This window comes from Rahnella selenatireducens, from assembly GCF_046449555.1.
GTDB lineage: Bacteria > Pseudomonadota > Gammaproteobacteria > Enterobacterales > Enterobacteriaceae > Rahnella > Rahnella selenatireducens.
Genome location: NZ_JBKEZJ010000012.1, coordinates 112,469 through 127,759 on the forward strand (window position 1 = coordinate 112,469; position 15,291 = coordinate 127,759).

Here is a 15,291-nt window from a genome sequence, read left to right on the forward strand (position 1 = left end):
AGCAACTCGAATTATTTCAGATATTCAGAGACAGACGTCCATGTAAAAACCCGCCTCGGCGGGTTTTTTGTTTTGTATAGCGGGGGAATCAGTCCTGACGCAACACCTGATGGCCGTGTGCCAGCAGGGCGTCGGTGACTTTACGCATCATGCGGCTTTCCGGTGCGAAGCGGTGCCAGTAGAGCATACGGCGCTGGAACAGGCCCGGCGTCAGGTCGATAAGCTCGCCGCTTTCCAGTTCTTTCTCGATTTGCAGATGCGGGATCATACAACAGGTCGTGCCCTGACGGGCCAGCTGCACGAAGGCTTCCGACGAGTTAACGATATGACATGGCACGCTGCCCGGTGACAAATCGAAGTTTTGTTGCAGGAACGCCTGATGCATATCGTCGAGATGGTCAAACGCAACCGCCGGCGCTTTCAGCAGCGCGGAACGGGTGACGCCGTTCGGGAAATACCGATCGGCAAATGGTTTGGAAGCGACAAACAGGTAATCCAGTGCGCCAAGTTGATCGACCAGACAGCTCGGAAGCGGCTGCGGCTGAATACTCACCGCGCCGACCACTTCACCGCGGCGCAGACGTTCCTGCGTCCGGGTTTCATCTTCAACCTGTAAATTCAGGCGGATAGGTGAATCGACCAGCACAGATTTCAGCGCCGGTAACAACCAGGTTGCCAGGCTGTCGGCGTTGACCGCCAGCGAAAGCAGCAGCGGCGTATCATTACTGTCGCTGTTACTGTCACTGCCGAGCCACTCTTCTTCAAGCAATTCCACCTGATGCAACAAGGCCAGTAATTTCTGCCCCTGTTCTGTCGGACGAGGCGGCACGGTGCGCACCAGCAGAGGCTGGCCGAACAAATTTTCCAGTTGTTTAATGCGCTGAGAGACCGCCGATTGGGTGATGCAAAGCTTTTGTGCGGCGCGCTCAAAACCGCGCTCACGGATCACCGCGTCCAGTGCCTGTAGCGTTCTATAGTCCGGGCGTTTCATCGGAGTTCTGTCCCTTGGATTTAATTTTATCCGAACACTATGCCACAGATTGTCAGGTTTTGTGGTGAGGAAAATCGGGGCGTTTACAACCCAATTGCACTTAATAAGTGTGATCTGGTCACGCTCTTGTCTGCCCAATCTGCCGGCACATGCTTTATAATCACCGACACTTTTCCGTATTCACGCCACTTACGTTATCAGACAGAGAAGCCATTATGACGCAGGAAGAATTGAAAAAAGCAGTCGGCTGGGCCGCACTGGATTACGTGACCCCGGGCACCATCGTCGGTGTCGGAACCGGATCCACCGCCGCCCATTTCATCGATGCACTGGGTTCGATCAAAGGTCAGATTGAAGGCGCCGTTTCCAGTTCTGACGCTTCAACGGCAAAATTGAAAAGCTTAGGCATTCACGTTTTCGACAGCAACGAAGTGGACTCTCTGGACGTTTACGTTGACGGCGCGGATGAAATCAACGGTTTCATGCAGATGATCAAAGGCGGCGGCGCTGCGCTGACCCGTGAAAAAATCATTGCCGCGATCGCCAAAAAATTCGTCTGTATTGTGGATGCTTCCAAGCAAGTCGATGTGCTGGGTAAATTCCCGCTGCCGGTAGAAGTCATCCCGATGGCGCGTTCTTACGTTGCGCGTGAACTGGTGAAACTCGGTGGTCTGCCGGAATACCGCCAGAACGTTCTGACTGACAACGGCAATATCATTCTCGACGTCCATAATCTGAGCATTCTGGATGCAGTCGCGATGGAAAATAAGATCAACGGAATTGCGGGCGTGGTGACAGTAGGGCTGTTCGCTAACCGTGGTGCTGACGTTGCGCTGGTCGGGACTTCTGAAGGCGTAAAAACTGTCACACTGAAGTAACCTATCAATAAGCAGAAGATCTGGCTGCTTTTGCTGAAAGCAGCCAGTCATCTCCCTGTCATAACACAATGTTATGAAGATGATAATTTTCTGACTGAATCATCTTTTCTTCAAAAGCCTTAATTTGGTGACTTATGTCACATTTCTCACTAACGCCTCCTGAACGTCTTGCTCTGTAAAATTTAACCAGCAGGAAATGCTGAAAACCAACAGGCGCGATGAGCCTTCTGCTGTCAGGCAGGCAATCGTTTGTATTGATGATGGCGTATTTTTTGTTATGTTGACTGTGAGCAGTCACCTAGCAGTTCGAATTCAGCCAGAAAAAATATAGGGTCGGGAAATGGCAAAAGTATCACTTGAGAAAGACAAGATTAAATTTTTGTTAGTGGAAGGCGTCCACCAAAGTGCGGTTGATACACTCCGTGCCGCGGGTTACACCAATATTGAATTTCACAAAGGTGCTTTAGATACGGAATCGCTGAAAGAATCGATCCGTGATGCGCACTTTGTTGGACTCCGATCGCGTACTCAGCTGACCGAAGAAGTGTTCCAGGCAGCAGAAAAACTGGTGGCTGTAGGGTGTTTCTGTATCGGTACCAATCAGGTTGACCTGAAAGCGGCAACCCGTCGCGGTATTCCGGTCTTTAATGCACCGTTCTCCAATACCCGTTCTGTCGCCGAAATGGTGCTGGGCGAAATGTTGCTGATGATGCGCGGCATTCCTGAGGCCAACGCCAAAGCGCACCGCGGGATCTGGAACAAACTGGCCGTCGGCTCTTTTGAAGCGCGCGGTAAACGTCTGGGTATTGTCGGCTACGGCCACATCGGTACACAGCTGGGTATTCTGGCGGAAAGCCTGGGGATGCGCGTCTTCTATTACGACATCGAAAGCAAATTGCCGTTGGGTAATGCGCAGCCGATTGCGACTCTGGAAGAATTGCTCAGCACCAGCGACGTCGTGACCCTGCACGTTCCTGAAACACCAGGCACCAAAAACATGATTTCCGAAGTGCAGCTGGCACAAATCAAGCCGGGCGCATTGCTGATCAACGCCTCACGCGGCACGGTGATCGACATTCCTGCCCTGTGCAATGCGCTGCGCAGTAAACATCTGTCCGGTGCGGCTATCGACGTCTTCCCGGAAGAACCGGCGACCAACAGCGATCCGTTCAACTCTCCGCTGTGTGAATTCGACAACGTTCTGCTGACGCCACACATCGGCGGTTCTACCATGGAAGCGCAGGAAGGCATTGGCCTGGAAGTGGCAGGTAAACTGGCGAAATACTCTGACAACGGTTCAACCTTGTCTGCGGTTAACTTCCCGGAAGCCTCTCTGCCAGCGCATACCGAGAAAGCCAGCCGTTTGCTGCATATCCACGAAAACCGTCCGGGCGTGCTGACCAGCATCAACCAGATTTTCGCGGAGCAGGGCATCAACATTGCGGCGCAGTATCTTCAAACCAGCCCGGAAGTCGGTTATGTGGTTATCGATGCTGAAACGGATGTCACAACGCTGAACACCGCGCTGCAACTGATGAAAGCAATTCCGGGCACGATCCGTGCTCGCTTGCTTTACTGACAGACCTGCGCAGCAACAGAACATAAACCGCCGAAAGGCGGTTTTTTTGTGCCATTTCCCGCAGACGGGAAGATCTTACCGGATGAGTCGTTTGCCAGATTGCTCAAGGCGTTGAGCCGATGACGGGCGCCATCTCAGGGCACTTCACGAAAATGTCAGAAGTAAAAGAACAGGCTGACCAGACCACAAACGATCAGTGAAGACAGGGTGATTTCGAACTGGAAGCGGCGCAGCATCATCCGGAGTACCTCAGGATAAAAACTGGAGAAAAAAACACCCGGCGAACCGGGTGTAAATTTAGCAGTCCTGGTAATTGCGAGTTAACACCTCACAAAGACTTCTTGGTGACTTCTTATGCTGCTGGTGTTGCTTTTACAGCTGGAGCAGCTTTCTTAGCATGTTTCACGTGTTTTTTAGCAGCCTGCGCTTTCTGAGCTACCGGAGCAGCTTTCTTAGCGTGTTTCACGTGTTTCTTAGCAGCCTGCGCTTTCTGGGCTACCGGAGCAGCTTTCTTAGCGTGTTTCACGTGTTTTTTAGCAGCTTGCGCTTTCTGGGCTACCGGAGCAGCTTTCTTAGCGGCTTTTTTGTGTTTTTTAGCAGCCTGCGCTTTCTGGGCAACTTTCTTATGTGTCTTGTGTTTGGTTACGTGCTTGGCAGCAGGCGCAGCGGTAGTAGTTGCAGCAGGTGCCGGTGTTGCGGTTGTTTCGGCAGCGAAAGCGACAGAAGACAGACCCATTGCAGCGGCTACAACCAGAGCTAATACTTTTTTCATGTTTAATTCCTCAGAGATATCGGTTTATGTGTCTGCCCCACTGCGGGGCCGTTGAGAAGATAATAGACATGACGGATTTTATTGTCCGTGAGGGATTGGTTTCGGCGTGTAACGGTATGTATAAGGGGAATTTTCTGAGGGGGAGTATTATCTGAGAGAAGTATTAACAGCCAGCCGGCCTTCACCACGTCCACACTTTGCCCGGCGTTATCACTTGCGGTAAAGGCACATCCCAGTGTTCAACCGGCAAGGTATCCACCTGCTGGCAATCATGCGCTAAGCCAATCGGATACGGCCCGTCATCCTGCCAGTGCTCCAGCGTACGGTCGTAAAACCCGCCACCCATACCCAAACGTTGTCCGTGGCGGTCAAACGCGACCAACGGCGTCAGGATGATATCCAGCTGAGATAATGGCAAAACCTGTGTGACATCGAGTTGTGGTTCGAGGATTTTAAGACGATTGAGTACCAACGGCGTTTCAGGCGTATAGCGCAGGAATAACAGATGGTGAGGGGAAAACGGATGCAGCACAGGCAGACAAAGCTCTTTTCCTTCCTGCCACAGGCGCTGAATCAGCGGCGTGGTATCTAGCTCTCCGTCGAAGGACAGAAAAACTGAAATCGTGCTGGCAGACTTAATTTTAGGGTGTGCGGCAACTTGATCGGCCGCCTGAAGGGCAAACAGTGTTTGCTGACCGTCAGTCAGATTTTTTCTACGCTGGCGAATTTCAGTACGGATATTTTGTCGGGCAAAAGCAAAAAGAGGAGTGTGCGACATAGATACAAACACCAGAAAGGGATGTACCAAAAAGAAAGGGGAATCTCCGAGATGCCGTCGCAGGCTGTAACCCTTGAACCCATGGTTCAAGGTGAACGTGCTGTCGCAATCTTTAGGCTTCTCGGACGGACCGAGCATGCGCACCGATTACGGATCATCACATTCTGTTGGTACTAATTATCGGCTCAGGGGACGGGCCCGCTGGCGAACATCTCAGAGAAATTTTTTACCGCTTCTGACTGACCTGTGACGAGCCACATCAGCAACGTGTGTTATTCGAAAGGCGCCCCTTCACGTTCAGAGATCCGGCCTTGTTCGAGCAATGCCTGCTCGATGGTTTGTTGCAGCATCCGGATACGTTGTTCCATATTGGATGCGTAATCGCGCGTTTTCAACCTTTCCTGAGCAAGTTCGTGACATACGTTCAATGCCGCGATGAAAACCAGTTGCTCTGTATTGGTGACTCTAGTGCGAACTTTAAGATCTTGCAACCGCTGATTAAGATCTTCAGCTGCCAGATTCAGTGCTTCCTGTTGTTCTGGCGGACAATTCACCCGTAACGAGCGACCAAAAATTTGAATATCTACCGGTTGTGCAGACATGCCACCTTCCTGCTGATTTATTCGTCCGCCCCAACGTGACCACTACGACCTGGCGCAGGATGTTGGAAGCGGGCGCCACTATAACTATCTCAATACCAGGTTACAACCCCTTGACCGGCTGACTGCTGCCCGATTGTTCAGGGTGTGCCATTCAGGCCAAAGTGAGCCTGATTGCGGGCTGCTAATCTGGTACTACGACAGACCTTGGTGGTAGCATAACACGAACTTAACCTGCCAACGATGGCGAATGCGCATGTCTATTGAGAATACTTACCCTACTTACGATTCGTTGGATCAAAACCTGAAACAACAATCGGTTGCTTTGACCGCAGCAGAAATGCACGGTCTGATCAGTGGCTTACTGTGTGGCGGCAACCGCGACGGCAGCTGGCTGACGATGGTTCATGATTTGACCAATGAAGGTTTGGCCTTCCCGCATACGCTGGCGGATTTGCTGCAACAGCTACGTAAAGTCACCTCCGATACGCTGGAAGATGACAGCTTCGAATTTAAAATGATGATGCCCGATGATGACAAAAGCGTCTTCGAACGTGCCGATGCGCTCGCCGGTTGGGTCAACCATTTCCTGCTCGGCCTTGGCATGATGCAGCCTAAACTTGCGAAAGTGAAAGGCGAAGTCGGCGAAGCCATCGATGATTTGCGTAGCATCGCGCAACTTGGCTACGACGAAGATGAAGATCAGGAACAACTGGCGCAATCTTTAGAGGAAGTGGTGGAGTACGTCCGTGTGGCAGCCATTTTGTGCTTTGGCGAATTTGGCCACAGCCTGCCGTCTGCACCGGAAAACACCCGCACGTTGCACTGATTATTTGAGAACACATTTAATAATAACGAACTAAAACGATTTCAGGAGAAAGTGATGACTCAGCAAGAGATCGAGAACCGTCGCCAGGCTCTGTTAGCGAAAATGGTACCGGGAAGTGCTGCGATAATTTTTGCGGCCCCCGAAGCCCCGCGCAGCGCCGACAGTGAATACCCGTATCGTCAGAACAGTGACTTCTGGTATTTCACCGGTTTCAACGAACCGGAAGCCGTGCTGATTCTGGTCAAAAGTGATGAAAATCATAACCACAGCGTGCTGTTTAACCGCGTGCGTGATCTCACCGCTGAAATCTGGTTCGGGCGTCGTCTGGGGCAGGAAGCGGCACCGGCTAAGCTGGGTGTGACCAAAGCCTTGCCTTTCGGCGACATCAACGACCAGCTTCATCTACTGCTCAACGGCCTTGATGTGGTCTATCACGCGCAGGGCGAATATGCCTATGCCGATGAAATCGTTAATCTTGCGATGGAAAAACTGCGTAAAGGTTTTCGTCAGAACTTCGCCGCGCCCGCGACCATCACTGACTGGCGTCCGTGGGTTCACGATATGCGTCTGTTCAAATCCGCCGAAGAAATCGCGGTTATGCGCCGTGCCGGGCAAATCACCGCGCTGGCACACACCCGCGCCATGGAAAAATGCCGTCCGGGGATGTTCGAATATCAGCTCGAAGGCGAAATTCATCACGAATTCAACCGCCACGGCGCGCGTTTTCCTTCCTACAACACGATTGTCGGCAGCGGTGAAAATGGCTGCATTCTGCATTACACCGAAAACGAATGTGAGATGCGTGACGGCGATTTAGTGCTGATCGACGCAGGTTGCGAATATAAAGGCTATGCGGGCGATATCACCCGTACCTTCCCGGTGAACGGCAAATTCAGCAAAGCGCAGCGCGAAATCTACGACATCGTGCTGGCGTCAGAATACAAAGCGCTGGACGTTTTAAAGCCGGGCAGCAGCATCCAGGCGGCGACCGAAGCGGCCGTGCGTGTGATGATTGAAGGTCTGCTGAAACTTGGCGTGATGAAAGGCGATGTCGACACGCTGTATGCCGAACAGGCGCACCGTCAGTTCTTCATGCACGGCCTGTCTCACTGGCTGGGTCTGGACGTTCATGACGTCGGCCATTATGGCTCGTCAGATCGCAGCCGTACGCTGGAACCGGGCATGGTGCTGACCGTTGAACCGGGTCTGTACATCGCGCCGGACGCCGACGTTCCGGAAGCGTATCGCGGCATCGGTATTCGCATCGAAGACGACATTCTGATCACCGCGACCGGCATCGAAATTCTGACCGGCGACGTGGTGAAAGAAGCCGATGATATCGAAGCCTTAATGGCGGCGGCACGTAAATAATATGAGCATTGTTTCTCTATGAGCATAGTGATTGTTGGCGGCGGAATGACCGGTGCCACGCTGGCGCTGGCGATTTCCTCGCTGACGCAAGGGCGTCTGCCGGTGCATCTGGTGGAAGCCACCGCGCCGCAAGAGCACGGACATCCGGGTTTTGATGCCCGTTCGATTGCGCTCGCGCAGGGAACCTGCCAGCAACTGGCGCGCGTCGGGATCTGGCCCGCACTGGCAAAAATCGCGACGCCTATCCGTGATATTCACGTCAGCGATCGCGGTCATGCGGCTTTTGTTAATCTCACTGCAGCACATTACGGTGTTGAAGCGCTCGGTCACGTTGTTGAGCTGCATGAAGTCGGTAACCGTCTGTTTGCCATGCTCAGCAAGGCGCCTGGTGTGACGGTGCATTGCCCGGCAAAAGTGGTTGATGTTCAAAGACAAATCGACAGCGCGAGTGTCACGCTCGACAGTGGCGAAATGCTTACCGCGCAGTTGCTGGTCGCCGCTGACGGTTCCCATTCGTCTCTTGCGAAAGCCTGCAATATCAGCTGGCAGCGTGAGGATTACGGGCAGATTGCCGTCATTGCTAACATCGCCACCAGTGAACCGCATAACGGCCGGGCGTTCGAACGCTTCACCCAAAACGGACCGCTGGCTTTATTGCCGATGTCCGACGGGCGCAGTTCGCTGGTCTGGTGCCACCCCCGCGAAGCCCGTGAAGAAATCGATCACTGGAGCGAGGCGACGTTCCTCAGCGAACTGCAAAAGGCCTTTGGCTGGCGTCTGGGCACCCTGAAACAGGCCGGTAAACGCTTCAGTTATCCGCTGCAATTACAAAAAGCCAACAGCCATATCAGCCATCGTCTGGCGCTGGTGGGCAACGCGGCGCAAACGCTGCATCCGATTGCCGGTCAGGGATTTAACCTCGGCCTGCGCGATGTGATGACGCTGGCGGAAACGCTGGCAGGTGCCGAAAAGCAGGGCAACGACGTCGGCAGTTATCGCGTACTTTGCGATTATCAGAACCGCCGTCAGCCCGATCAGCAGGCGACCATCGGCGTTACCGACGGCCTGATCCACCTCTTTGCCAACCGTTATCTGCCGTTAATGGTCGGCCGCAATCTGGGTTTACTGGCGATGGAAGGCATCACGCCGTTGCGAGATGCGTTTACCCGACGGACGCTCGGCTGGGTTGACCGTTAATTCCGTTCCGGGCCTTACAGGAAAAATTATGCAATCTTTTGATGTGGTTATCGCCGGTGGCGGAATGGTTGGTCTGGCGCTGGCATGCGGATTACAGGGCAGCGGCCTGCGCGTTGCCGTGCTGGAAAACCAGCTGCCAGATCTCGATTCACCTTTGCCGGAGCAGCCGGGCCTGCGCGTTTCTGCAATCAATGCCGCCAGCGAGCGCCTGCTCAAATATATCGGCGTCTGGGACAACATCATCGCTCAGCGCGCGAATGCGTATCAGGGAATGGAAGTCTGGGATCGTGACAGCTTCGGTAAAATTGCCTTTCGTGGCGAAGAATACGGGTTCAGTCATCTTGGCCATATCATCGAAAATCAGGTGATTCACCGTGCCCTGTGGCAGCGGGCAGAAAATGCTTCTGACATCACGCTGCTCGCACCTGCGACGCTGAAAAATGTCGCGTGGGGCGAAAACGATGCGTTCGTGACTCTCAGCGATGACCGCCAGCTCAGCGCGCGTTTAGTGGTCGGCGCTGACGGCGCACAGTCGTGGCTGCGTCAGCATGCCGATATCCCGCTGACGTTCTGGGATTACCGCCATCATGCACTGGTTGCGACCATTCGCACCGAAGAGCCGCACCAGTCTGTTGCACGACAGGTTTTCCACGGTGAAGGTATTCTGGCGTTTCTGCCGCTGGCGGATGCCCATTTGTCTTCTATCGTCTGGTCGGTTTCGCCGGATGAAGCGCAGCGTCTGAGCGCCCTGGCACCGGAAGAATTCAATAAAATCCTTGCCAGCACGTTTGACCTGCGTCTGGGGGTTTGCGCTGTCGAGAGCGAACGCGTGACCTTCCCGCTGACTGGCCGCTATGCCCGCAGTTTCGCCGCGCCGCGCCTGGCGCTGGTGGGCGATGCGGCGCACACCGTGCATCCGCTGGCCGGGCAGGGCGTTAACTTAGGCTTTATGGACGCCGCCGAGTTGGCTTCTGAAATCAAACGTCTGCAAAAAGAAGGCAAAGATTTCGGTCAGCACATGTATTTGCGCCGTTACGAGCGCCGCCGTAAACACAGCGCGGCGCTGATGCTGGCGGGAATGCAGGGCTTCCGCGAACTGTTTGCCGGGGATAATCCGGCGAAGAAATTATTGCGTGATATCGGCCTGACGCTGGCGGATTCCTTGCCGGGTGTAAAACCGCAACTGGTCCGTCAGGCGATGGGTCTCAACGATCTTCCTGAATGGTTACAGGACGATTCAATTCGATTGAAATAATCTAATTTCAGCTCAGTTTTACCATTACTTTTTCTAATTCGAGTCCGGATTCCCCATTCTGAAAAGGGTGAGAAATCCGGCCTCACCGTTATATAACATCGATACTTTTGGTGTTTATTTGTAGATTTTGCGCCACAAACCCCAGTTTACCAGTCAAAAACTCTGCACAATGCCCCTGAGAAATTACTGACATTCGTTCTGCTCCACATATTTTATCTTATGGTTAGCAGGGGGATTCAGTGGTAAGTTCAAATAAAGGGTATCGTTTGCGCTCCCTGTCATTTTTACATTTTCAGGCAGCCTTTTCGTCATGAGGAATAAGATGGTTAAGCAGACTCAGCTTTATGAACAACACGTGGCGTGCGGTGCGCGTATGGTCGATTTCCACGGCTGGATGATGCCTTTGCATTACGGCTCGCAGCTGGATGAGCACCACATTGTGCGTCAGGACGCCGGTATGTTTGACGTCTCGCACATGACCATCGTTGACCTTCACGGCGCACGGACCCGCGAATTCCTCCGTTACCTTCTGGCGAATGACGTCGCCAAACTCACCGTCCCGGGCAAAGCCCTTTATACCGGCATGCTCAATGCGTCCGGCGGCGTGATCGACGACCTGATTGTTTATTTCCTCACTGAAGATTATTTCCGCCTGGTGGTGAATTCCGCGACCCGCGAAAAGGATCTGGCATGGATTTCGCAGCATGCAGAACCGTACGGCATCGAACTGACCGTGCGTGATGACTTAGCGCTGGTTGCTGTTCAGGGGCCGCAGGCGAAAGAAAAAGCCGAAACGCTGTTCAACGCAGAACAAAAGCAAGCCGTCGCTGGCATGAAACCGTTCTTCGGCGTGCAGGCGGGCGACCTCTTTATTGCCACGACCGGCTACACCGGCGAAGCCGGTTATGAAATCGCACTGCCGCAAGAGCAGGTTGCTGATTTCTGGCTGAAATTACTGGCCGCGGGCGTTAAACCTGCCGGGCTCGGCGCGCGTGACACGCTGCGTCTGGAAGCCGGCATGAACCTTTACGGTCAGGAAATGGATGAAGGCGTTTCACCGCTGGCGGCCAATATGGGCTGGACCATCGCGTGGGCGCCTGAAGATCGCAGCTTTATTGGCCGTGACGCACTGGAAAGACAGCGCGAGCAGGGCACTGAACGGCTTGTCGGTTTATTGATGACAGAGAAAGGCGTACTGCGTAACGAATTGCCGGTGCGATTTACCGACGGTGCGGGTAATACGCTGGAAGGCGTGATCACCAGCGGCTCATTCTCCCCGACTCTCGGCTACAGTATTGCTCTGGCGCGCGTTCCGGCGGGCATTGGCGAAAACGCTATTGTCCAAATCCGTAACCGCGAAATGCCGGTAAAAGTCACCAAGCCAGGCTTTGTTCGTAACGGCAAACCGCTGGTGCAGTAACCCATTCGATTAGCTGACATATAAAAATTTAAAACGTTTTCAGGAGATTAAGATGAGCAATGTCCCGGCAGATTTGAAATACGCGTCTTCCCACGAGTGGGTACGTTCAGAAGGTAATGGCGTTTACACCGTAGGGATAACCGAACACGCGCAGGAATTACTGGGCGATATGGTCTTTGTAGACCTGCCAGAAGTCGGCCGTGAAGTTGCCGCAGGCGAAGATTGCGCGGTCGCGGAATCCGTTAAAGCGGCGTCCGATATTTACTCCCCAATCAGCGGCGAAATCGTTGCCGTCAACGGCGATCTGGAAGGTTCTCCTGAGCTGGTGAACAGCGAGCCGTATGGCGAAGGTTTCCTGTTCCAGATTAAAGCCTCAGACGAAGCCGAACTGGCTAACCTGCTGGACGCCGAAGCCTATTCAGCTTCAATCGAAGAGTAATTAAGACTGCAATACCCGCCCTGCAACCTGTTTGTGGGGCGAATTCAAGACCCGTAGCTTTTGTCAGTATCCCAAGACACCTCCAGCAGATTTCAGGAATGCGTAGCAAATGACTCAGACTCTCAGCCAACTCGAAAACAACGAAGCCTTTATCGGCCGTCACATTGGTCCGTCTTCTCAGCAGCAGCAACAGATGCTGGAAACGGTCGGTGCAGACTCGTTAAACGCGCTGATCCAGCAGATCGTTCCGGTCGATATTCAGCTGCCGGGGCCTCCGGCCGTCGGCGATGCCGTGACAGAACATCAGGCGCTGGCTGAGCTGAAAGCCATTGCCAGCCAGAACCAGTGTTATAAATCCTACATTGGTATGGGTTACAGCGCGGTACTGACGCCGCCGGTTATCCTGCGAAACATGCTGGAAAATCCGGGCTGGTACACCGCGTACACGCCATATCAGCCGGAAGTGTCTCAGGGCCGACTCGAAGCACTGCTTAACTTCCAGCAACTGACGCTGGATCTGACCGGCCTGGATCTGGCTTCTGCGTCGTTGCTCGATGAAGCAACCGCTGCCGCCGAAGCTATGGCGCTGGCGAAACGCGCCAGCAAACTGAAAGATGCTAACCGTTTCTTCGTGGCGGATGACGTTCATCCGCAAACGCTGGACGTTGTGCGCACCCGTGCGGAAACTTTCGGCTTTGACGTTATCGTTGATAAAGCAGAAAAAGTGCTCGATCTGGAAGGCGTGTTCGGCGTGCTTTTACAACAGGTCGGCACCACCGGTGAAGTTCACGATTACACATCGCTGCTGGGCGAACTGAAATCCCGCAAAATTGTGACCAGCGTCGCCGCTGATATTATGGCGCTGGTTCTGCTGGCCGCGCCGGGCAAACAGGGCGCTGACGTGGTCTTCGGTTCCGCGCAACGCTTTGGTGTGCCGATGGGTTACGGCGGCCCGCACGCCGCGTTCTTTGCCTGCCGCGACGAGTTCAAACGCTCGATGCCGGGCCGTATTATTGGTGTTTCCCGCGATGCAGCCGGGAAAACCGCACTGCGTATGGCGATGCAGACCCGCGAGCAACATATCCGCCGCGAAAAAGCCAACTCCAACATCTGTACCTCGCAGGTTTTACTGGCGAATATTGCCAGCCTGTATGCGGTATTCCACGGCCCTGAAGGCCTGAAACGCATTGCGTCACGCATTCACCGTCTGACCGACATTCTGGCTTCTGGCCTGAAACAGGGCGGCCTGACCCTGCGCCACAACACCTGGTTCGACACGCTGACCGTTGAAGTCAGAGACAAAGCTGCCGTGCTGGAACGCGCGCTGAGCTTTGGTCTGAACCTGCGCACCGACATTCACGGTGCCGTAGGCGTAACGCTCGACGAGGCGACATCCCGTGAAGACGTGCAGATCCTGTTTGCCGCCCTGCTGGGTGACGACAACGGTCTGGACATCGACAAACTGGATAAAGCCGCATCGACTGACAGCAACTCGATTCCTGCCGCGATGCTGCGTGTGGATCCGATCCTGACGCATCCGGTCTTCAATCAGTACCACAGCGAAACCGAGATGATGCGTTACATGCACCGTCTGGAGAAAAAGGATCTGGCCCTGAATCAGGCGATGATCCCGCTGGGCTCCTGCACCATGAAACTGAATGCTGCTGCTGAAATGATCCCAATCACCTGGCCTGAATTTGCTGAACTGCACCCGTTCTGCCCGACAGAACAGGCCGCCGGTTATCAGCAAATGATTGGTCAGTTGTCACAATGGCTGGTACAGCTGACCGGTTACGACGCGGTGTGCATGCAGCCGAACTCCGGTGCGCAGGGCGAATATGCGGGTCTGCTGGCTATCCGTCGTTACCATGAAAGCCGTAACGAAAGCAGCCGCCACATCTGCCTGATCCCAAGTTCAGCGCACGGCACTAACCCGGCTTCCGCCCAGATGGCGAGCATGACGGTGGTGGTAGTGGCCTGTGACAAACAGGGCAACATTGATCTGAGCGATCTGCGTGAGAAGGCGGCGCAGGCGGGCGATGCGCTGTCCTGCATCATGGTCACTTACCCGTCAACGCACGGCGTTTACGAAGAAACCATCCGCGAAGTTTGCCAGATTGTGCATCAGTACGGCGGTCAGGTTTATCTTGATGGCGCAAACATGAATGCACAGGTAGGCATCACCACGCCGGGTTACATCGGCGCGGACGTTTCGCACCTTAACCTGCATAAAACCTTCTGCATCCCGCACGGCGGTGGCGGTCCGGGTATGGGCCCGATCGGTGTGAAAGCGCATCTGGCACCGTTTGTTCCGGGCCACAGCGTCGTGCAGATTGACGGCGTGCTGACGCAAAACGGCGCAGTTTCTGCGGCACCGTTCGGCAGCGCGTCGATCCTGCCAATCAGCTGGATGTACATCCGCATGATGGGCGCGGAAGGCCTGAAACAAGCCAGCCAGGTCGCGATCCTGAATGCGAACTACATCGCTACCCGTCTGAAAGACGCGTATCCGGTGCTTTACACTGGCCGCGATGGTCGCGTGGCGCACGAATGTATTCTGGATATCCGTCCGCTGAAAGAGACCGTTGGGATCAGCGAAATGGATATTGCCAAACGTCTGATCGACTACGGTTTCCACGCGCCAACCATGTCGTTCCCGGTTGCGGGTACGCTGATGGTTGAACCGACCGAATCCGAAAGCAAAGTGGAGCTGGATCGCTTTATCGATGCGCTGCTGGCAATCCGCAGTGAAATCGACCGTGTCGCGAAAGGCGAATGGCCGCTGGCCGATAACCCGCTGGTGAACGCACCGCATGTACAAAATGAGCTGGTGAACGAGTGGAACCATCCGTACACCCGCGAAGTGGCGGTGTTCCCGGCAGGTGATGAGAATAAATACTGGCCGACCGTGAAGCGTCTGGATGACGTTTACGGAGACAGGAACTTGTTCTGTTCATGTGTGCCGATGAGTGATTACGAGTAATCTCTGATAGCGTAAATTTCGGTTTTTCATGTGCGGTGATTACTTAACTTATCGCGCCTAAACCGACCAAGAGAGGGAAGTGCTTTCCCTCTCTTGGAGCTCTCCCCGCTTTTTCAAACAAGCGCTACCGCTTGCTAAGCATATTTCAGCCACTCCAGCTGTTGCCGCAAAATCCCGCCGCTGCGCGGTACCCTCCGTTC

13 protein-coding genes and 1 other RNA gene are annotated in these 15,291 nt (G+C 54.1%); 9 read left to right on the forward strand and 5 right to left on the reverse strand.

Translation table 11 applies throughout. From position 1 onward, the window contains the following. Positions 1–88 precede the first annotated feature (88 nt). Positions 89–991 carry a LysR family transcriptional regulator ArgP gene (locus ACLBVC_RS18760; RefSeq protein WP_101075345.1) on the reverse strand — a complete coding sequence of 301 codons (903 nt, stop codon included), beginning with the start codon at positions 989–991 and terminating at the stop codon, positions 89–91. A gap of 215 nt (positions 992–1,206) precedes the next feature. Between ACLBVC_RS18760 and rpiA the strand changes: the two genes are divergently transcribed. Together rpiA and serA are read left to right on the forward strand one after the other, a co-directional pair. Then, complete coding sequence (gene rpiA, locus ACLBVC_RS18765) at positions 1,207–1,869, forward strand: ribose-5-phosphate isomerase RpiA (RefSeq protein WP_152327761.1); 663 nt, start codon at positions 1,207–1,209, stop codon at positions 1,867–1,869. A 340-nt stretch (positions 1,870–2,209) separates the two neighbouring features. Beyond that, the gene (gene serA, locus ACLBVC_RS18770; RefSeq protein WP_195813877.1) at positions 2,210–3,448 is read left to right on the forward strand and encodes a phosphoglycerate dehydrogenase; all 1,239 of its coding nucleotides are present in this window, start codon (positions 2,210–2,212) and stop codon (positions 3,446–3,448) included. A gap of 352 nt (positions 3,449–3,800) precedes the next feature. Here serA and asr read toward each other — a convergent pair whose 3' ends face one another. The 4 genes from asr to zapA all read right to left on the reverse strand — a co-directional run bounded on the left by asr (position 3,801) and on the right by zapA (position 5,600). Beyond that, a complete protein-coding gene (gene asr / locus ACLBVC_RS18775; protein WP_410150871.1) occupies positions 3,801–4,220 on the reverse strand; it encodes an acid resistance repetitive basic protein Asr in 420 nt (139 codons plus the stop codon). 181 nt (positions 4,221–4,401) lie between these two features. Then, positions 4,402–4,998 carry a 5-formyltetrahydrofolate cyclo-ligase gene (locus ACLBVC_RS18780; RefSeq protein ID WP_410150872.1) on the reverse strand — a complete coding sequence of 199 codons (597 nt, stop codon included), beginning with the start codon at positions 4,996–4,998 and terminating at the stop codon, positions 4,402–4,404. A 39-nt stretch (positions 4,999–5,037) separates the two neighbouring features. Then, positions 5,038–5,221: non-coding RNA, 6S RNA (gene ssrS, locus ACLBVC_RS18785), on the reverse strand. Positions 5,222–5,270: 49 nt separating this feature from the next. Next, a complete protein-coding gene (gene zapA, locus ACLBVC_RS18790) occupies positions 5,271–5,600 on the reverse strand; it encodes a cell division protein ZapA (protein ID WP_013576788.1) in 330 nt (109 codons plus the stop codon). 253 nt (positions 5,601–5,853) lie between these two features. Here zapA and ACLBVC_RS18795 point away from each other — a divergent pair, with 253 nt between their 5' ends. The 7 genes from ACLBVC_RS18795 (at position 5,854) to gcvP (ending at position 15,091) form a co-directional block, all read left to right on the forward strand. Continuing rightward, the gene (locus tag ACLBVC_RS18795; RefSeq protein ID WP_101075350.1) at positions 5,854–6,426 is read left to right on the forward strand and encodes a YecA/YgfB family protein; all 573 of its coding nucleotides are present in this window, start codon (positions 5,854–5,856) and stop codon (positions 6,424–6,426) included. Between the two features lie 54 nt (positions 6,427–6,480). Then, positions 6,481–7,797: a Xaa-Pro aminopeptidase gene (gene pepP / locus ACLBVC_RS18800; protein WP_410150873.1), complete on the forward strand. Its 1,317-nt coding sequence runs from the start codon at positions 6,481–6,483 to the stop codon at positions 7,795–7,797. Positions 7,798–7,815: 18 nt separating this feature from the next. Continuing rightward, complete coding sequence (ubiH, locus tag ACLBVC_RS18805; RefSeq protein WP_410150874.1) at positions 7,816–8,994, forward strand: 2-octaprenyl-6-methoxyphenyl hydroxylase; 1,179 nt, start codon at positions 7,816–7,818, stop codon at positions 8,992–8,994. Positions 8,995–9,022: 28 nt separating this feature from the next. Next, the gene (gene ubiI, locus ACLBVC_RS18810) at positions 9,023–10,249 is read left to right on the forward strand and encodes an FAD-dependent 2-octaprenylphenol hydroxylase (RefSeq protein WP_410150875.1); all 1,227 of its coding nucleotides are present in this window, start codon (positions 9,023–9,025) and stop codon (positions 10,247–10,249) included. 322 nt (positions 10,250–10,571) lie between these two features. Further along, a complete protein-coding gene (gcvT, locus tag ACLBVC_RS18815; RefSeq protein ID WP_410150876.1) occupies positions 10,572–11,669 on the forward strand; it encodes a glycine cleavage system aminomethyltransferase GcvT in 1,098 nt (365 codons plus the stop codon). A gap of 52 nt (positions 11,670–11,721) precedes the next feature. After that, entirely contained in the window at positions 11,722–12,108 is a 387-nt protein-coding gene (gene gcvH / locus ACLBVC_RS18820) for a glycine cleavage system protein GcvH (protein ID WP_410150877.1), read from the forward strand. Positions 12,109–12,217: 109 nt separating this feature from the next. After that, positions 12,218–15,091, forward strand: a complete 2,874-nt coding sequence (gene gcvP / locus ACLBVC_RS18825) for an aminomethyl-transferring glycine dehydrogenase (protein WP_410150878.1) — start codon at positions 12,218–12,220, stop codon at positions 15,089–15,091. Positions 15,092–15,291: the final 200 nt, after the last annotated feature.